This window comes from Colwellia sp. 6_MG-2023 (genome assembly GCF_030547765.1).
GTDB lineage: Bacteria > Pseudomonadota > Gammaproteobacteria > Enterobacterales > Alteromonadaceae > Colwellia.
Window position 1 is genome coordinate 38,110 of sequence record NZ_JAUOPP010000007.1, and the last position, 19,422, is coordinate 57,531.

The 19,422-nt window shown below is 34.9% G+C and carries 14 protein-coding genes; 3 read left to right on the forward strand and 11 right to left on the reverse strand.

All coding sequences use genetic code 11. The features are described from left to right. Positions 1-125: 125 nt before the first annotated feature. A complete protein-coding gene (locus tag Q4503_RS06315; RefSeq protein WP_303601724.1) occupies positions 126-3,017 on the reverse strand; it encodes an ATP-binding protein in 2,892 nt (963 codons plus the stop codon). A gap of 164 nt (positions 3,018-3,181) precedes the next feature. On the opposite strand from Q4503_RS06315, the gene Q4503_RS06320 reads away from it, so the two are divergent. After that, complete coding sequence (locus Q4503_RS06320; protein ID WP_303601725.1) at positions 3,182-3,955, forward strand: peptidylprolyl isomerase; 774 nt, start codon at positions 3,182-3,184, stop codon at positions 3,953-3,955. A gap of 125 nt (positions 3,956-4,080) precedes the next feature. Here the strand turns inward: Q4503_RS06320 and Q4503_RS06325 are convergent, their stop codons facing one another. From Q4503_RS06325 to Q4503_RS06360, 8 genes are all read right to left on the reverse strand, one after another. Continuing rightward, positions 4,081-5,361, reverse strand: coding sequence for an ammonium transporter (locus tag Q4503_RS06325; RefSeq protein ID WP_303601726.1), 1,281 nt, complete (start codon positions 5,359-5,361; stop codon positions 4,081-4,083). A gap of 146 nt (positions 5,362-5,507) precedes the next feature. Continuing rightward, a complete protein-coding gene (gene glnK / locus Q4503_RS06330; RefSeq protein ID WP_159817380.1) occupies positions 5,508-5,846 on the reverse strand; it encodes a P-II family nitrogen regulator in 339 nt (112 codons plus the stop codon). Between the two features lie 198 nt (positions 5,847-6,044). Beyond that, positions 6,045-8,207 carry a 5-histidylcysteine sulfoxide synthase gene (ovoA, locus tag Q4503_RS06335; protein WP_303601727.1) on the reverse strand — a complete coding sequence of 721 codons (2,163 nt, stop codon included), beginning with the start codon at positions 8,205-8,207 and terminating at the stop codon, positions 6,045-6,047. Positions 8,208-8,217: 10 nt separating this feature from the next. Further along, positions 8,218-9,408, reverse strand: coding sequence for a hypothetical protein (locus Q4503_RS06340; RefSeq protein ID WP_303601728.1), 1,191 nt, complete (start codon positions 9,406-9,408; stop codon positions 8,218-8,220). Next, positions 9,398-11,344, reverse strand: a complete 1,947-nt coding sequence (locus tag Q4503_RS06345; RefSeq protein ID WP_215974224.1) for a diguanylate cyclase — start codon at positions 11,342-11,344, stop codon at positions 9,398-9,400. Before Q4503_RS06345 ends, Q4503_RS06340 begins: the two co-directional genes overlap by 11 nt. A 108-nt stretch (positions 11,345-11,452) precedes the next feature. Next, positions 11,453-11,680: a glutaredoxin family protein gene (locus Q4503_RS06350; protein ID WP_303601729.1), complete on the reverse strand. Its 228-nt coding sequence runs from the start codon at positions 11,678-11,680 to the stop codon at positions 11,453-11,455. A gap of 94 nt (positions 11,681-11,774) precedes the next feature. Then, the gene (ssb, locus tag Q4503_RS06355) at positions 11,775-12,446 is read right to left on the reverse strand and encodes a single-stranded DNA-binding protein (RefSeq protein WP_215974222.1); all 672 of its coding nucleotides are present in this window, start codon (positions 12,444-12,446) and stop codon (positions 11,775-11,777) included. A 190-nt stretch (positions 12,447-12,636) separates the two neighbouring features. Then, the gene (locus Q4503_RS06360; protein ID WP_215974221.1) at positions 12,637-13,032 is read right to left on the reverse strand and encodes a thioesterase family protein; all 396 of its coding nucleotides are present in this window, start codon (positions 13,030-13,032) and stop codon (positions 12,637-12,639) included. Between the two features lie 227 nt (positions 13,033-13,259). Here Q4503_RS06360 and Q4503_RS06365 point away from each other — a divergent pair, with 227 nt between their 5' ends. Then, the gene (locus Q4503_RS06365; protein WP_303601730.1) at positions 13,260-14,894 is read left to right on the forward strand and encodes a hypothetical protein; all 1,635 of its coding nucleotides are present in this window, start codon (positions 13,260-13,262) and stop codon (positions 14,892-14,894) included. A 17-nt stretch (positions 14,895-14,911) separates the two neighbouring features. On the opposite strand, the gene pssA is transcribed toward Q4503_RS06365, so the two are convergent. Together pssA and Q4503_RS06375 are read right to left on the reverse strand one after the other, a co-directional pair. Beyond that, a complete protein-coding gene (gene pssA / locus Q4503_RS06370; RefSeq protein ID WP_252727644.1) occupies positions 14,912-16,276 on the reverse strand; it encodes a CDP-diacylglycerol--serine O-phosphatidyltransferase in 1,365 nt (454 codons plus the stop codon). Between the two features lie 298 nt (positions 16,277-16,574). Beyond that, positions 16,575-18,641 (reverse strand): FAD-dependent oxidoreductase, encoded by a 2,067-nt coding sequence (locus tag Q4503_RS06375; RefSeq protein ID WP_303601731.1) that lies wholly within the window; start codon positions 18,639-18,641, stop codon positions 16,575-16,577. 225 nt (positions 18,642-18,866) lie between these two features. On the opposite strand from Q4503_RS06375, the gene Q4503_RS06380 reads away from it, so the two are divergent. Continuing rightward, a complete protein-coding gene (locus Q4503_RS06380; protein ID WP_303601732.1) occupies positions 18,867-19,364 on the forward strand; it encodes a hypothetical protein in 498 nt (165 codons plus the stop codon). Positions 19,365-19,422: the final 58 nt, after the last annotated feature.

Genomic DNA, 19,422 nt, shown 5'->3' on the forward strand with positions numbered 1-19,422 from the left:
TTTTATGTTTTATTAGAAGAGTATATACCTAAATCCAATCAAAATGCGAGTATCTATAGAGCTGTTAAAACTATAAATAAAATACAGTTTTATAACTGACTTACAGTCTATTAAAATTAGGTAAATTAATCTTTATCTTTATGAGAATTGCTTAGAACAAGATTTATTTCATCAATTAAGCAATGAGTCAAGTCGTCAACAATCTCTAATTTTTGTTTCTTAATAGCACTTTCAAGTTCCATAGCACTTTGTGATATTTCTATAAAACCAAACATTTGTGCCGCACCTGAAATTTTATGTGCTAATTTAGCTAACGCTTTATATTCATTATTATGACGATAATCTATCAATTCTTGCTTATCTTGCGATAAATTATTTATAAATGACTTAGTAATATCCGATATATCTATGTCATCTACTTTTTGTTCAAGTAATACATTAGCTTCAAAATTCGCGAATCCGATGTTACCTTTTTCAACATTGTTTTTGTCAATACTAGCCTTCTCAGGATAATGCTGAGCAATAGTGGCAATAAAAACCTCTCGTTCAATAGGTTTTTTAAGATGCCCAGCAAAACCTAACGCTAGGTATTGTGCAATTTCATGTGCCATAGCATTAGCGGTTAATGCATAAATAGGGCGATCACAGCCCTTCTCTCGCAACGCTTCTAATGCTTGTATGCCATCCATTCTAGGCATTTGGATATCTAATAACGTTATTATTGGTTTATGCTCATTACATAACTCGACTGCCTCTATTCCGTTAGATGCTTCAAGCACCTCTAGACCTAAGTTAGTGAGTAAACGAGCAATTAAACGGCGGTTATCATCATGATCATCTGCCAGTAATATTTTACCGGTATACTGCTTTTTGTTAACACGAATACCGAGTGCTTGTTCATTATTCTCAACATCATCTAAAACAGAATACACCTCGCCAAAAGGTAATTTGAGAACAAAAGTACTGCCTTGATTCAATTGACTAGTAACCGTTATTTTTCCTGACATTACTTTTGCTAGTTGATCAGATAAAAATAGCCCTAATCCTGAACCAGAAAAACGTCGGCTAATACTATTATCACCTTGGGTGAATATATTAAACATTTTTGCCATTTGCTTTTTATTCATTCCTATTCCTGTATCGGTGACAGTAAATAGTAATGTTTTATCTATAATGGCAATATCTAACGAAACCCAGCCTTCTTTGGTAAATTTAATAGCATTAGAGCATAGATTTATCAAAATCTGTTTTAACCGTAAACCATCGATATCGATAATAAAGGGAGTTGGTAGATGATGGCTTACTGTAAATGATAAATTTTTACGTTGCGCTTGCTCAGTAAACATATCATTTAATTTATCTACGATTGTATGTAAATCTTGACGTCTATTCTCGAGTTCAAATTTATTCGCTTCTATTTTACTTAAATCTAAAATATCATTAATTAGTTGTAGTAGATGTAAGCTATTATTATGAATAACTTCAACTTCATGGAGCAAATCTTCATTATCGAAATCGCCATGAATAATCGCTTCTGCTTGTCCTAGAACCGCGGTAAGTGGTGTTCGAATCTCATGACTCATATTAGCTAAAAATTGGCTTTTAACCATACTGGCATCTTGTAATTCTTTTGTTAGAAACTCTAACGCTTCAGTACGTTGTTTTACTCTATTTTCTAGTTTTTTGGTTAACCTTCTTTCCAAATAGCGTCGATATATCAAAAACAATACCGTTAATAAAAAAGCGAAGATAAGTATAATAAATTCGCGCTGTTGATCTGCCTTAGTAGACTCTAACTCCTGTAGCTTCTTACTTTGCTGCAGACTTTTTACTTGTTGGCTAAGTTGTACAGATTCAAATTGTGCTATTTGCTCATTAAGTGTTTCGTTTGATAACTTTAAACGTTCCTTTTGGTAAGCTAATTGAGTCATTAATGCTTTTGCTGTCTCTCCATCTGCAGCATAAAGCAACGCACTTAATCCTAAATTACCATTAATTAGCTGTTGGAAACCCATTTTTTTTGCGACCGCATTCGATAGATCTAAATACATATGAGAGCGTTCAATATCACCTTGATAAAAATAAATTTTCGCTAAAGTGTGTAAGCTACCTCCATAAGTCATTTGATGACCTATTTTTTTACTTAATTCCACACCTAAGTTAGCATATTCTGAAGCTTTATCTAGATTAGACAGTTCATAGTTTATTTCTGCTAAATTATGAAATTGTGAAGCAGCATCAATATGGTAATCATTGTTTCGAAAGTATGTTAATGCTTTCATTACATAGCTCTCGGCCTTCTGATATTGGCCTGATTGTTTATAAGAAACCCCAATACCAGCGGAAGCTTTAGCAATGCCGTGTTCATCATTTAAAACCTCCCTCTTGCTAATTACCTCTTCAAACATGTTAATAGCAATATCATAACGACGCAGACTTAAATAAAGTACAGCAAGGTTATAGCGAACATCGATTTTATCAACTTCACTACCATAATATTGATACAACTCATCAGCTTCTTTATAAGCTTTCAATGCTGCAAGCGAATCCCCTTTAGACGTTTGTACCAATGCAATATTGTTTAATAAGTGAGCTTGTTTAATTGCTTTTTCTGCTGAGAAAACTTGCTGTTGAAAATAATTTAACGCTGCTTCATACGCAACTAAAGATTGAGCATATTCACCTTGAAAATACAAGATAATGCCCATTAGTTTGTCAACATCGGCTTGTAGTTGTGACAAACTATTCTCATCAAGTAGGGCTTTCGCTTGTTGAATTATTTCCAACGCTTTTTGTAAATTACTCAAGGTAAAATAAGCATTGCTTTGTTGTATAAGTATTCTAATACGCTGGGTTTTATTCAGTTTTTCACTTTCAAGTAATTGACTGAGTTTAACGATCGCCATAGCTTTATTGGCTTGCTGTCCGATCTCTTCCAACTCATTTTCGATATTTTGCGCCCGAACATTTAATGCAACGGTAAATATTAATATAAATAGCAACAAGATGCGCCACATAGTATGCCTTGAGGAAATAGATGATGAATTAAAGGAAGTACCTTGTTCAGTTATAGCACTAATAATTCTTGAATGTAACTGTTTAGTAATGAGTACGAGCATGATTGAATAATTATACAACTACGACTATGATGCAGCAATGTTTCTTATATAGGCTGTATATCATGTTTAAAAAATTTATTTATACCATATTGTTATCCATTAGTTTTACCACACTTGTAAATGCGACAATTGTTGAGTTTCAAACCTCACAAGGAAATTTTCAAGTTAATTTATTCGATAGTAGTACCCCTGAAACAGTTAATAACTTTCTTCAATATGTTGAAGAGCAGCATTATACTAATTCAGTAGTACACCGTGTTTCATCCAACTTTGTTGTACAAGGCGGTGGATATACATTCGAAGGTAATTTTCCGCTAACTCGAATCGAAACAAACCCGGCAGTGATTAACGAGCCAATATATTCTAATGTCAGAGGCACTATTGCCATGGCTAAGCTTGGCGGAGATCCTGACAGTGCAACAGATCAATGGTTCTTCAATTTAGCTGATAACGCTAGCAACCTAGACTTACAAAATAGTGGCTTTACTGTTTTTGGCCAAGTTATTGGTGATGGTATGACAACCATTGATAACATAGCTCAACTTACTTTATGTAATTCTGCAAATTTAGAAGGCATACCAATGGTTATTGCGGATGATCAACAATGTAGTGATTTAGCAACGCCTGGTATAGAAAACTTTGTGATTGTTGAACAAATTGTTATTGTCGACTCCGCTGAAGTAACTGATGGTGATTTATCTCCTGTTAGAAACACGCTAATCACAGCACCTACTGAACCAACACCTACGCCTGATAATGATAGTAGTGGTGGCGGTACTTTTGCTTGGTTTATTCTGCTGAGCTTAATTCCTTTGTTAATAAGAAGATATTCATAGAAAATTAAAGTCATTCCGAACAAGACAAAAAAAAAGCAGCGAAATCGCTGCTTTTTTTAGTAATAATATTCAGTTATTACTTTAACATATACCAATCTTAGAGTGCTAATATCAGTATATTAATATTAACCTCGAGTGAATTCTGGGTAAGCTTCCATACCACATTCAGCTTGGTCAACACCTTCATATTCTTCTTCTTCAGTTACACGAAGTCCAATAATTTTCTTCAATGCGAACCAAACTACAAAGCTAGTTACAAATACCCAAACAAAGATAGTTGCTGCACCAATTAACTGACCACTAAAGCTAGAACCTGAATTAGTAATTGGAACAATCATTAGGCCAAAGAAACCTACAACACCATGAACCGATATAGCACCTACTGGATCATCAATCTTAGCTTTATCTAAAGCAATAACTGAAAGAACAACAATAATACCACCAATTGCGCCAAATATTGTTGCTTGTAATGGTGTTGGTGTTGAAGGTTCTGCTGTAATAGCAACTAGACCTGCTAGTGCACCATTTAATGTCATGGTTAAATCAGCTTTCTTAAATAAGATTTTAGCAAAAACAAGCGCTGCAATTGCACCTGCTGCTGCCGCTGCGTTAGTGTTTAAGAACACCATAGCTACTGAGTTAGCACTGTTAATATCACCAAGCTTTAATACAGAACCACCATTAAAACCAAACCAACCCATCCATAAGATAAATGTACCTAAGGTAGCCATTGGTAAATTAGCACCCGGGATAGCGTTTATTTTTCCATCTTTAGTATATTTACCTTTACGTGCACCAAGTAATAAAACACCTGCTAAAGCAGCAGAAGCACCAGCCATATGAACAATACCTGAACCAGCAAAATCAGAGAAACCTAGGTCACCTAATGTATATAAACCAAATACAGCATCACCATTCCAAGTCCAGCTACCTTCCATTGGGTAGATAAAACCAGTTAAGATAACTGTGAAAGCTAAAAATGCCCATAATTTCATACGTTCAGCTACAGCACCTGAAACAATAGACATAGCTGTTGCTACAAATACTACTTGGAAGAAGAAGTCAGCTGCATTTGCATAAACCGCACCGCCATCGAAACCCGCTTCGGCAGATTCAGCTAATACCGTACTAACTAAAGCGTCTGCATCAGCAGCACCATCAAGGCCAATACCACTTAAGAAAACACCGCCGCCATACATAATATCGTAACCTACTACTAGGTACATAACACAAGCAATAGCATACAAAGCAACGTTTTTAGTTAAAATTTCAGTTGTGTTTTTAGATCTAACTAAACCTGCTTCTAACATTGAGAAGCCAGCGGCCATCCACATTACTAAGGCACCACAAACTAAGAAATAGAATGTATCCATAGCATATTGAAGTTGAAAAATATTTTGTTCCATAATTGATCCTATAATAATTTTTGTAACAGTAATTGGTCAGGTATGAGCTGTAAGATTAAATTTGAATGAAAACACAAAGCCGAAGTATTTAAGTCTACTAATGTGAATTCATTACCTAGCTTTACAGCAAGCAATATGAATACAGATTAAATAGCCTCTGAATCCTGCTCACCTGTACGAATGCGAATGGCTTGTTCAAGGTTATAGACAAAAATTTTGCCATCGCCAATTTTACCTGTGTACGCTGCTTTACTAATTGCTTCAACTAAGCGTTCAACTATGTCGTCATTAACAGCAATTTCAAGTTTAACTTTTGGTAAGAAATCTACTTGATATTCTGCACCACGATATAATTCTGTATGTCCTTTTTGACGGCCAAAACCTTTTACTTCACTAACAGTTATCCCTTCAACACCGATTTCAGAGATGGCTTCACGAACATCATCGAGTTTGAACGGTTTAATTATTGCGTTAACTATTTTCACTGTAGACCTCTTATTTTTAATTTTAGTTAATATTGAACTATATAATTCAATTCATGTGCCATAAAAATTAAACGAACAATATCAACAATTTGTGTTTTTGTTACACTTAGAAACATTAAACGTTGCACCAAAATTGCACAGCAATTATCTGCTGAGATTATATTTGGTGCAAAAGATAAGAAGAGGAGTATTAATGAGTTACTTTAACTGCCAAATACTTAATTGAGGACGCTTTAAAATAAAATTACGTTGATTGACTTGAATCACCCGCGTTAGTTCTTGTTGGGCAACTAAGTTAAAATGAGGCGCTAATTGCTCCGACAATCCGTCAAAGCCAGTCACATTTTCACCATTAACTTTTACTCCTCCTAACCAGTTATTCTTTGCGGTATGATGTTCACCAAAGTAATAATCAGAAACAATCACAAGCAAACCTTGGCTTTTTATGCGTTGATGAGCTGTTTGTAAAAATTGACGCGGATTATAACTACTCTCGAGTACCTGTTGAGCTAAAATAATATCATAGTTATCAAAACCACTTTTTAGGTTACCCGCGTCTCCTTGGCTAAAATGTATATTATTGTGAGAAGGTAAGCCAAGCGACTTTAAACTAACCTCATAATAATCAACTATATCCCCTTCATTTTCTAAGCAATAGCGAACGGCGTTTCCTTGTTGCAAGCTAACACCATGACGTATATAACGCGCAGAAAAATCAACGCTATCCACTTGATTAAAATACTGGGCTAAAATAAAACTACTTCTGCCCACACTACAACCTAAATCCAAACATTTATCGGCGGCTATATTATGTTTTTCCATAGCGCCTAGAATATAGTCAGATATTTGCTGACTATAATTTTTAATGGGTGCATTAAAAATTTCATTAATAAATGATTCCGTTTTCAACGAATATTGAGCATGGAGTTGCTGGCAAATATCACGGTCAGTTTCATAAGGGTTAGCATCAAGATTTGGTATTCTTTTATTATTGCTTTGCACATAACGAAAGCCAGCATGTTGAAAAAAGTGCCGTCTAAATGCATAACGAGAATATTTTTGAGCTTCGTTTCCTGTAGAAATCCAAGAACCACCTTTAATTAAATTATGCTTACCATCAAAGGTCGGTGTAGAAAAATCATCATATAATGGGTGAACTTCAAAACCTTCAAAGCCATCAATAGTTGATTCAGTCCATTGCCAAACATTTCCAATTACATCAAATACGCCATCATGCTCAAATTCATCTATAGGACAAGAAGATGCATAATGTTCACGGTTTAAATTGCCCGGTGTTTGCTCCCAAGAAGCTAAATCACCATCAACTTTATCACGTAAGCATAACCATTCAGCTTCAGTAAGTAAGCGTATATATTGGCTTTCAGTATCGGCAACCTGGCTGTTTTTCCATTGACAAAAAGCTTTAGCTTCTAAGTAATTAACTTCTACTGGCCAATTTAAAGGTAACGGGATTTCATTCAGTAAATTACGTTGCCAATATAATTTCTCATTAGTTTCACTTCTCTTTTCTACCCAAAAATAGGGCTTACTCGCTTTAGAAAAACGTAACCATTGTTGCCCTTCTTCTGTCCAAAATGTTAGGTTTTGGTATCCTCCAGCATTAACAAATGCTAGATACTCTTGATTAGACACTAAGTATTTAGAAACCTTAAAGTCATCTAAATTGAGGGTGTTATAGCCATATTCATTATCCCATCCGAATGAGTCATCACTTTTAGGTTTACCAAACTCGACGAGCCTACCTTTGATCGATACTAATCTATTTTCGGGCGCATCAGCACTCTTTTTACAGGTAGGCCAGTCTTTACTCTCACTAAGGTATTGCAAAGGTAGCATACGCATAATAACGGATGATGTTTCAATATGAATTCGCTCATGTTCACAACCCATCAAAATAATCCACGCAAGTGAATTTTTTGTTATCGGCAACGATAACTCCATATCATCAATAAGATTTTCAATCAGGATTGCAACTTGATCTCGATAACATTTAACTTCAGCAACTGTCGGCCAATCATAATGCTCATCGTTTAAATCATCCCAACTCATCTCATCAACACCAACCGCACAAATAGCTTCTATGCGATCATTAATACGTGTTGCAATAAACTTACCTAGCATAAGCTTATTAATATAAAAACTAGCCGTGTGTCCATAATAAAAAATTAACGGGTGACGAAGAGGCTCTGGCCTTAAAAAATAAGCACTATCACTATTTATCAGAGAAAATAGTGACTCATATTCTGTCCATGTTTGTCTGAAATAGTTTTTAAGCTCTTGCTTTTTAGCCTTAACATCAGTGCCATTTAATAAAGGAGCCTTTATAGGTTTTATTTCCATAAATCATTTCTTATTTTGTTATATTTACTTGATAAGTATTTAATATTATTTGCTTAATTTTATTACCCAGCAACATTGGGCTTTCAAGTACGAGTGTTGAATTAGTTTTACTGTATTTTTCTTGGACTGTATTTAAACTTTCGCTAAACCATGAACTTGCAGTAAATATATCGATAGCGCCAAGCGAGTCGGCATCATCATTATGAGTAAATAATGACTTAGGTAATGTGTTAGAAGGGAATGTTGGCACAGATAAATCGTCATTATTTTCATAAGCTTCAATAGCATCAATAATATTTAGCAAACCATATATCACATTAACATAAGGATTATAGTAGACGCTTGAAGCACCTAATCGATGTTCAATTCTAGCCGTTTTTTGCCAGTTTTGTTGCACAGACATCACCTGATTATATCTATCAAATAATAGAGGCTCTTCCCCCATATTCTGATTATGCTTACCTACTTTTTGGTATAACGCGATACTCCCTTGATGTCCCCCTGAAATATCTACTGGTGAACATAATTCTTGGGCTAAACCATAGTGACTTTTTAATAATAAACGCTCAAAAGCTGCTTCTTCGGGTAGATATAATAAAGAACATTCAAAGCTAGTACGTAAAAAACAAAATTGTAAGTACTCACCAAAACTTTTTTCGGCAATAAGGTTCATGCCTTGCTTATTAAGCACGCTAGCATTAAGTTGAATAGCATTAGGGATATGAACAGCTCTCGTGTCATCGGTAAAAATTTGACTAGAACCGTTTGCTAACTTACCTTGATCACCAGACCAAACTACCGGTTCAATTAACGTATTAATAACACCATGTTGACCATACAACCGTTGAAATATTTGTGGCAACTGAATAAGCATTTGATGCAAATTCATTGCTTCTTTTAGCGGACTTTGGCCATTAAATAAAGAAACGTACTCCCATTGGTTTCGCCAATATTCACTGACAATTTCACCGTCTATATCTACACTACGTAAATATTGATTAATAAGATCAAAGTTTAACTTTTGTGTACGACTTTTTACATTATTTACTTGATAGCACCCCTCAAGTTCAAAATGAATTTGAGGCTGATAACCTAACTGTTTTATATAGTCTTGCAGTAACGTGATGGCACAATTGAATAAAGGTACAGACGCTAAAAAAGAGGGTGATGAGACTGATTGACTTAAGTAATTATTTCTCATCAAATGTAGGAATTTCGTAATTTTTTTTGCTGTTATTCATATATTGCATGGACTCTTGATATTGTATAGCACGGTTTTTACCACTACGCTTTGCGTGATAAAGCGCTTTATCTGCTTGCAAATAAAGCTCAGTACTCGTGTTAACCTTTTTAGAGGTTGTTGCTAAACCTATGCTTACGCTCACTTGAATTTTTTGAATACCACCATTATTGCTTTCAGTAATGAACTCGTGCTGATTAACAGTGTTTACAAAACGCTGCGCAATATGCAAACTTTGTACAGCATCAATCCTTGGCAAAACACAAAGAAACTCTTCACCACCGACACGACCAATTACATCTTCTTTTCTTAAAATATTAGCACCTATGTTTGCTACTTGGCGAATTACTTCATCTCCAAAAGGATGCCCATATAAATCATTTACGCGCTTAAAATCATCTATATCTATCACCATAATTGAAATAGTATTTTTTTCATCGTAGTTAGCATCAATTAATTTATGTAGAAAATTAAATACATATCGGCGATTGAATGAATTAGACAGCGGATCTCTAATCGATAACTGTTTTAATTTTTTATTGTGGTGCCATTGAAAATAAGTGAAAAACAGCATAATTAAAACCAGGGTAGCGACAAAAAAAATCACATATACTTGTAACGTATTAGCTTGTTTCTGTTGTTCAAATTCCAACTGCTGTACTTTAGTACGTTGTTGCAATAGTGATATTTCTACATTTTGCCGATCTGCTTCTAGTGTTGCTCTGACATGTAATAGCCGATCAGACATATTTTCTTTTAACAATTCAATTTCATTTTCATTAAATTGTTCCAATAGTTTGTATGCCTCTTTATGATTACCTTGAGCCTCTGCTAATTTAGCCTCAATTTTTAATGTTTCTATTTGCCAGCGAGTTCCAAGTAGTTCGGGTAGCGAGTAAAATATTTCTTCTGCTTTATTTAACGCTATTTTTGCCTCATCTAACTTACCTTCTGTAATCAAACATTCCGATTTCCTTTTGTATAATTCAGCTTTGTAATCACTTAATCCTTCAATACTTACAGCATAATTAATAGACCTTAATGCTTGCTCACAACTTCCTCGACTCGCTTCACTCATGGCAATGCCATAAGCCGCAAAAAATTTACCATTAATATTGTTGGGGCTAAATTCAATTATTTTTCGATACCGTTTATAGTACTCAATTGCCAATTCATATTTCCCCCAATAACGATAAGTGACCGCTAAACCGTATACAGCCTCACCTTCATAATATGGATACGCTAATTGTTGATAACTTATTAATGCTTTATGGTAATACTCGATTGATTTAGCATAATCATGCATATAACCATAAATGGCACCATAGACCTCATTAATTCTAGCAATTAAGAACTCATTATTTAACATAAAGGCTTCCATATAAGCCTGTTGTAATTCAGTTAATGGCAATTCATAAACGCCAGTTAAGCTAAGGGTATACGCCAGTTCTTGTTTAGCTTGCACAGCTAAAGCAATATAATCATTTGCTAGTGCGGATTCTTGCGCTTTTTTCAATAACTTTTGTGAGCGAAGGTAGTGACCTTCGCGTTGAAGGATTAGACCACGAAAAATATCAAGGTTAATAAGTATTCTAGCGGGGGTATTTTCATGTACAGCTGCAAGAGACTCTTCAACTGTTGCCTCAAACCTATCAAAGAAATACAATAAATTTTCGGCCTCTGCTTTACGTAATAGCCACCAAAGTTTGTAATTCGGTGACATTTCATCTATTTGATCAGCTTGTTCGAGTAATGATTGATATGTTGTCCATGGTTCTTTATGTAAGGCATGCTCTATATTTTGCAATGCCAAACTATCTGTTAACTTCGCTGCATTAGCCACAAAAAAACAACAGGTAACAAATACCAGAAAAACATATCGAAAAACTAGCTGCAAGGTAATTTATCCTTAAAAATAAATTTTATATACCGCAAGCAGTAAATAGCAGAATTATAAGTAGATATAGCCTAACATGAAGTTAAAGTTAATAACTAGCGGTACTGCTTAACTTTTAAATAGCTTATTAAAGTTAGCGATCGAAAAGCCATTCAATAGTTGATCGCCTATTTTTAATACAGGCACAGCTCGCATGCCTATTGCAGAAAACTCTTTTTGACCTTTTGGTGTTTGCACATTACATAAACGATAAGGGATCCTTTGCTCATCTAAATAGCGTTTTGCGGTTTGACAATGCGGACATTTTTCCATGGTATAAAGTACAATACGTTTCATGGGCTTACCTATAAATATATTAAAAACATTACAAAAAACCCTGAATTAACAGGGTCTTATTTAGCTTAAGCTTTACAATTTATTTTGATTCTGGTTAAAACGGTATATCATCATCAAAATCAATTGATGGCTCTTGTGGATTCACTTTAGGTGCTTGTTGAGGTTGTTGTCCCTGTGGAGCAAAGCCACCTTGTGGCTGACCTTGTGGTGCATAACCACCTTGATGTTGAGGCGCTTGTTGAGCTTGCTGATAGCCACCTTGTTGTGCTGGTTTATTATAAGCTTGTTGTGGAGCCTGTTGCTGCCCTTGTGGTGCATAACCACCTTGCTGCTGAGGTGCTTGCTGCTGAAAACCAGTATTTTGAGCTTGACCTTGTTGTTGAGGTGCTTGTTGCTGAAAACCTGTATTTTGACCCGACGGTTTACCGTCTAACATCTGCATTACACCATTAAACCCTTGTAATACAATTTCAGTAGTATATTGATCTTGTCCTTGTGGATTAGTCCACTTACGCGTTTGCAATGAACCTTCAAGATAAACTTTTGATCCTTTTTTTAAGTATTCGCCTGCAATTTCAGCTAATTTACCGAACATAACAACACGGTGCCATTCTGTTTTTTCTTTTTGCTCACCAGTTTGCTTATCTTTCCATGTGTCAGATGTTGCCACAGTGATATTTGCCACCGCACCACCATTAGGCATAAAACGCACTTCAGGATCTTTACCTAAGTTACCTACAATAATTACTTTATTTACACCCGCCATGAAACATCCTATTGATTGTGCTTTTCTAAAACAATTTGTGTACTTAACACACAGTTATTCTAGAGTTTAAAAAATTTGATTAAGAGAGTAATTCTATAGTGAGATACGATCAAATTCGAGTGCTTTTTGCGTTTAAAACGTTATTTATTTTTAGCTAGTTGATTTATATCGTATTAGCGAAAAGTAAAGCCTATTGTTGATATAAATGCTTTGCTAATTCAATACGAATATCATCTGGTATTTTTTCAGAGGCTTGTGTTTGGTAATTAAAGTGAACCATTGAAGCACTACCAGAGGCACATTTTTCACCGTGTTGCCAAACTTCTTGATAAGCATCAAACGAAGAGCCTCCAATTCGACCAATAAAAGTACGTATTTCAACCTCTTGCCCATAAAATAATTGACCGTGATAAGACACTTCAATTTTGGCAATAATTAATTTCCATTTTGATAGATCTAAATCTGGAATAAATAATCTAAAAATAGGCTCTCTGCCACCTTCAAACCACACAGGAATAGTCGTGTTGTTGATGTGACCAAGTGCGTCTGTATCATTAAAACGTGGCATTAACTTTTCTGTGAACATTATTATTTCTCTTTAGTTATAGTCGTTTGTAATGACTAGTAATTTACATCGATTAAAGTATATTTTCTAAAATAAAGAAAAGATTAAATAACATATCAATTAAATACAATAGTTAAGTTATACTGAAATTCGTTGAAACGCTCGTTTATCTTGTTTGTGATTATTTCACTAGACTATACAGAAGGATTCTAATCATTCCTATTAACAGTAAACTTTCATATTTACTATTGATCATAACCACTACCATTCCTTTGGTACTCACTAGTAATATAACTAAGGCTTATGCACAAGAACCTAATAGCAAGAACGAAATTCTCGAAATAGAAGAATGCGGCCTTGAACAGCCAAAGATTATCTTTAATCCACAAACGATTTTTGATGAAAATGAAAAAGGTTTCCTTTTTATACATCGCTGGGCAAATGCAATTCATATAACCACGAAGCAACTTACATTAGAAAATGAAGCTGCTTTTTTTATCAATAAATGTACAAAAACTATCGCTGATATGGCCGAGTTAGAGCGACATTTACGTAGTAGAAAATACTTACGTGCCGCTAAAGTTAGTAGTGATGAAGCGGTAGAAAATATCACTATTACTACTTGGGATAATTGGTCATTAATGCCAACTGTTAGTTTTGGTCGTCAGGGAGGAGAAAGTACCTATAGTTTTGGTATTAAGGAGCGAAATCTTGCTGGCTTAGGCGTAGATGCAGAAATCGAAACTTATAGAAACTCGCAACGTAAGGGCTATAAACTAAGAACCACTATTCCCTTGTTTAGCCAAAAGAATATTGATTTAAAATTACACTTTGCTGACAATGACGATGGTACTCAACAAGCGATATTTTTACAAAAGCACTTTGCTAGTTTTTATACTAACAATGCTTATATGATTGGCTTTGATGAAGAGTCTCGTAATGACACTATTTATCAAAATAATAATAAATTGGCGATATTTGCCCATGACCTTAACTATAAAAATGCCGAATATTCTTGGCTAGGCTTTAACCATAAAAATGCGCTCGCACGATACCATGTTGGTGTTACACAAGAACAACATAAATTTTATTATGCTGATAATGCAAACGATAACCCTCATTCACTTTTATTACCTCAAGATCGTGATTTTATCTACCCTTGGGTCGGTTTTGATTACATAGAAAAAGACTTTAAAAAACTCACAAATATTCATTTAATTACACAAATAGAAGATTTTAATCATGGTTGGCAATTTAGTTCTCGTTTAGGTATTAGTGATGGTGAAAGAGAAAATAATGCTTGGGCGCTATTTCAAGCAAAAATCCATAAAGGATTTGAAGTACATGATAATGCTCTGGTGCTACTCAATATAGAATTAAGTGGTGACATATATCATCAACGTGAAGATCGACTATTACTGAATATTGATACTGAATACTTTTATAATTTCAATGACAACTGGGGATATTACTTCAACAACACCAATGTAATCAGTAATAATCAATATCTTGACCAACTTGTTAGTATTGGAGGTGATTCTGGTTTAAGAGGCTTTCCTTTAGAGTATCAGCATGGTGAGCATAGTGTGAAATTTACCAACGAAATACGTTATTATCCCAAAATCAATCTATTTAAGGTATTTGATCTTGCTGGTGCTGCATTTTTAGATACCGCACGAACCTTTGGTGACATTGATGTCGCAGGCATTGAAGCTAATGCTGAAAATGGTTGGCTATATTCAGTGGGTATGGGAGCAAGGTTTTATTCACCACATGCAGCAGGAAATCAACAAGTAATACATGTCGACTTTGCTTTTCCTCAAAGTGATAACCCAAATATTGATACTTTTGAAATTAGAATTGAAGCTAAACAATCTTTTTAATCCAGCTTGATTATAATCTATAAGAACCGCTTTAAAACACGATCAAGTTGAGCGATGCGAATCTTATTCAGTAACTTCTTCGGTTTTGTTGGATAGTCACTTACCGCTTCAAGCTCACTAAAATGATTAATTTTTTGAGTATGCTCCATAATAGTAACAAGCTCAGGTGCAACTTTTGTCATTAAACTTTGTGATGGGTCATCAAGTAGTAAGCCATTTTCAAGATCTAATGTCCATGCCCGTGGATTTAAGTTACTACCTGTTAATAAATGATAACGTTCATCACTAATAATTCCCTTTAAATGAAAGCTATTATCTTCGTGTTGCCATAAATATATATTCAATAACCCTTGTTCAATATAGTTTTGATAGCGTTTAACAAAGCGCTTTAAGAGCATTTCATAAATATAAGGAACGATACCAATAGTACTAAACTCCGATTCATCAGCAATATAAAAATCATTAGCCTTTTTATCACCAACAACTAAGGTGATATTCACACCACGTTTTAATGCATTAACAACATCTTTTGCCAGCACAGGAGGTAAATTAAAATAAGGCGTAAAAATTAATAACTGCTTTTGTGAATTACGAATTGTTTTGCGAATAACTTTGTTTAGGTGATTTTTTCTTCTGCCAAATCCTACTAAAGGAGTTATTGATATAGGGTTATTAATAACTCCCGAATTTTTGTTGGTACTCGTGGAGTCTATTGCGTAAGCTGATTTTTTCAATAATAATTTTAACGCTAAAATATTACGTTTTTGATCAACAGAACTCGGTAAATCAGGCTCATTAAGTAATGGCGCTAGATTTGAATGAATAAAAGTATTACTTAAATACTGACAAAAGCTGTTCGTTAATGAAGAACACTGAATTTGATAATATCTGTCTAAACGATAGCGAGCACCTTGATGCATGTATATGTCATTAATACTTGCACCGGTATAAAAAAGATTATCATCAAAAACCATACCTTTTAAGTGTAAAACACCAAATAGCTCTTTTCGCTTAACAGCAATACCGTATATTGAAATTTTTTGCTCATATTGTGCAGCTAAATCAAGATATAAAGCACGATTACCTAAACTATCTTTTTCTCCAATTAACCCTCGTTGACCTCGATGAAAATCGACAAAAATATTAACTTCTAGCTCAGGCCTAATTCCTTTAGCTTTGTACAAAGCATGCAATATTTCTCTGCCAGCCTCGTCATCCTGTAGATAAAGTGCTGTTATATATATACGACGATGAGCATTAGCAATTAATGATAATAGTTGTTGTTTATATTGTTTCGGAGTAGAGAATATTTCAATATCGGAATTACTGATCACTAAATTTTTCATTTCAAAGGTCAAAGGTTGAGGGGCTTTACTATACATGCATTTTCAGCAGTATACGTCAGTTTTTATTTTTCTAAAATAAATTCTGCTAATTGTCTCGATAAACTATTAGCGAGTTGTAACAGTTTTTTACCAGTTCACCCTATATTTTGAACATCTGAATAACTTCAGCCTCATTGATGAAATACTTTAGGTATGTTTTTAATACTCTCATTTAAGCAAGCCACAACAAAGAATATTCATTGCTATTCCTTTTTACTTACCGACTTTCAAAAGAAATAGCATATAAATATAGGGTGGAATAACAATGAACAACGACTTGTTTCTATTGAAAAACTTATATTATCATCGCTAATTCAGCAGCTTGTCGAATAGCACGCTTAGCATCAAGTTCAGAGGCTACATTAGCTCCACCAATTAAGTGTACTTTTAAGCCGCCATTTTCAAGCGCTTGTTGTAAATCACGATTTGATTCTTGTCCTGCACAAATAATAATATTATCAACATCAAGCAGTGTTTCTTCGCCATTTACTTCGATAATTAATCCTTCATCAGTTATCGACTTATAACTCACACCGGGTACCATTTTCACACCATGTTTAACTAAATTAGCACGATGTACCCAACCCGATGTTTTCCCTAAACCTTTACCGACTTTTGTGGCTTTACGCTGTAACAACGTAATTTGTCTCTCTGGTTTATCAGAAGACGCTGCGCTCGGCTCTAATAATGCCCCCGAACTTTGATAATTCTTATCGACCCCCCAATTTTTTAACCACGCATCAAGGTTAGTTGTCAGTGACTCGTTCGACTCCACTAGGTAAGTAGCAACATCAAAACCAATGCCACCAGCACCAATAATTGCGACCTTTTCTCCTACAGGCATCTTCTCACGCAACACTTGTAAATAGCTCAGCACTTTAGGATGATCAATGCCCTCAATATCTAATTTTCTAGGTTTAATGCCTGTCGCTAGAACAACTTCATCAAAGCCAGCCGATAATAGAGATTCTGCGCTTTGTTCGTTATTCAAATGTACCGGAATATTATGTAATGTAAGTTGCTTATTAAAATAACGTAATGTTTCATAAAACTCTTCTTTACCTGGAATTTGTTTGGCAACATTAAACTGCCCGCCAATTTCACTTATTTTGTCAAATAACTCAACTTGATGCCCTCGCTCAGATGCATAAACACTAAAAGCTAAACCTGCAGGCCCTGCGCCAATAACAGCTAATTTTTTACGATTATTTGTGGGTTCAAAATTTATTTCTGTTTCATAACAAGCTCTAGGGTTTACCAAACATGACGCTCTTTTTTGTTGAAACACATGATCTAAACAAGCTTGATTACAACCAATACAGGTGTTAATTTCATCTGATTTATTGGCCGCTGCTTTATTAACAAAGTTTGCATCAGCTAAAAATGGTCTTGCCATTGACACCATATCCGCCTGCCCTGTTGCTAATATTTCTTCAGCCACTTCAGGGGTATTAATACGGTTTGTAGTTATTAACGGTAGCGATACTTCTTTTTTCATTCGCTCAGTAATCCAAGTAAACGCTGCTCTTGGTACAGAAGTCACTATCGTAGGGATACGTGCTTCATGCCAGCCAATACCGGTATTGATTAAGGTAGCCCCCGCTTTCTCAACAGCTTTTGCCATTAAAACTACTTCATCCCAAGTATTACCACCTTCAACTAAATCCAGCATAGATAATCGGAAGATAATAATGAAATTTTCACCTACTTTTGCACGCACCGCTTTTATTGTTTCAATGGCTAAGCGCATACGGTTTTCAATGCTACCGCCCCAATCGTCATCTCGTTGATTAGTACGAAGACAAGCAAATTGATTAATTAAATAACCTTCACTACCCATTATTTCAACACCATCATAACCAGCTTTATTAGCTAAATGAGCGGCGTAAGCATAATCTTTTATCGTGCTTCGAATCTGACCATCAGACATTGCTTTAGGAGTAAAAGGATTGATTGGCGATTTAATTTTACTCGGCGCTACACTAAAGGGATGATAAGCATAACGACCTGTGTGTAATAACTGTAAACAGATCTTTGTTGGGTATTTATGAACCGCTGCTGTCACTTCTTTATGCTTATTTACATGCCAAAAATGGCTTAATTCACTGCCCAAAGGGGCAATTGTGCCACGCTTGTTAGGGCTAACACCACCTGTAACAATTAGCCCAACACCGCCTTTGGCACGCTCTTCATAGAAAGCCGCTAATTTTGAAAAACCCCCACGCTCTTCTTCAAGCCCGGTATGCATAGATCCCATTAACGTGCGGTTAGCTAATTGAGTAAAACCTAAATCCAAAGGGGCTAATAAGTGAGGAAAAGCCTGCTCTATAGATGAATTATTTATTTCATTTGGTGCTGTCATATTATTTCCTATTGGTCAAACCAGATAGTATAGTTGCTGTTAATTTACTCATCTTCAAACAAAAACACAAGCATATTTTGACACCTGTCAGATTAATTTTAAAATATTAATAATGCATTAATATTAGTAGTATATATACCTAAAGGTAATATACTTATTTCATCTAAGTGTTTAGCCCTTAAATATCCTCATTATCAAATACGATTAACTACAAAAATAATTAATATGAATCAAGCAAAGATTGATAAAATAGCTTTAACTTCGTTAGTAACAAATGAGCTAAAGAAAGAATTAAATCAAGCGATTAATGCCGCAAATGAGGCTCATGCTGCCGCAGTAGACGATCAAAGTGTTGCCGAAACCCAATATGATACGCTAGCGATTGAGGCCAGCTATTTAGCTGAAGGGCAATCTCGACGTGTGCAAGAATTACAAACGGCACTTAAAGCGTATCAAGACTCAAATTTGCTAGTTTTTGATGAAGACAAGCCAATAAAATTAACAGCATTAGTGCAACTTGCTAAAGACAACACTAAACAACATTGGTTTTTTATCGGCCCTGCAGCAGGTGGGTTTCGTTGTGAATTATTCGGGCAACATATTACGGTAATCACACCGCAATCCCCAATGGGATTAGCGTTACTTGATAAATATCAAGGTGATGAGGTCGATATTACACTTGGTACTAATAAGCTAAGTGATTATATTTTTTCAATACAATAAAAAGCCTTATTCATTAAGATATTCAAGCTTTATACTACTGATTCAAGAGATTTCCTAT

Bases quoted from the DNA above. Each gene is read 5' to 3' on its own strand.
- Q4503_RS06315 (WP_303601724.1), bottom strand. From the start codon at position 3,017: ATGTGGCGCATCTTGTTGCTATTTATATTAATATTTACCGTTGCATTA.
- Q4503_RS06350 (WP_303601729.1), bottom strand. From the start codon at position 11,680: ATGAAACGTATTGTACTTTATACCATGGAAAAATGTCCGCATTGTCAA.
- ssb (WP_215974222.1), bottom strand. From the start codon at position 12,446: ATGGCGGGTGTAAATAAAGTAATTATTGTAGGTAACTTAGGTAAAGAT.
- Q4503_RS06360 (WP_215974221.1), bottom strand. From the start codon at position 13,032: ATGTTCACAGAAAAGTTAATGCCACGTTTTAATGATACAGACGCACTT.
- ovoA (WP_303601727.1), bottom strand. From the start codon at position 8,207: ATGGAAATAAAACCTATAAAGGCTCCTTTATTAAATGGCACTGATGTT.
- Q4503_RS06325 (WP_303601726.1), bottom strand. From the start codon at position 5,361: ATGGAACAAAATATTTTTCAACTTCAATATGCTATGGATACATTCTAT.
- Q4503_RS06320 (WP_303601725.1), top strand. From the start codon at position 3,182: ATGTTTAAAAAATTTATTTATACCATATTGTTATCCATTAGTTTTACC.
- pssA (WP_252727644.1), bottom strand. From the start codon at position 16,276: ATGTATAGTAAAGCCCCTCAACCTTTGACCTTTGAAATGAAAAATTTA.
- Q4503_RS06380 (WP_303601732.1), top strand. From the start codon at position 18,867: ATGAATCAAGCAAAGATTGATAAAATAGCTTTAACTTCGTTAGTAACA.
- Q4503_RS06340 (WP_303601728.1), bottom strand. From the start codon at position 9,408: ATGAGAAATAATTACTTAAGTCAATCAGTCTCATCACCCTCTTTTTTA.
- Q4503_RS06375 (WP_303601731.1), bottom strand. From the start codon at position 18,641: ATGACAGCACCAAATGAAATAAATAATTCATCTATAGAGCAGGCTTTT.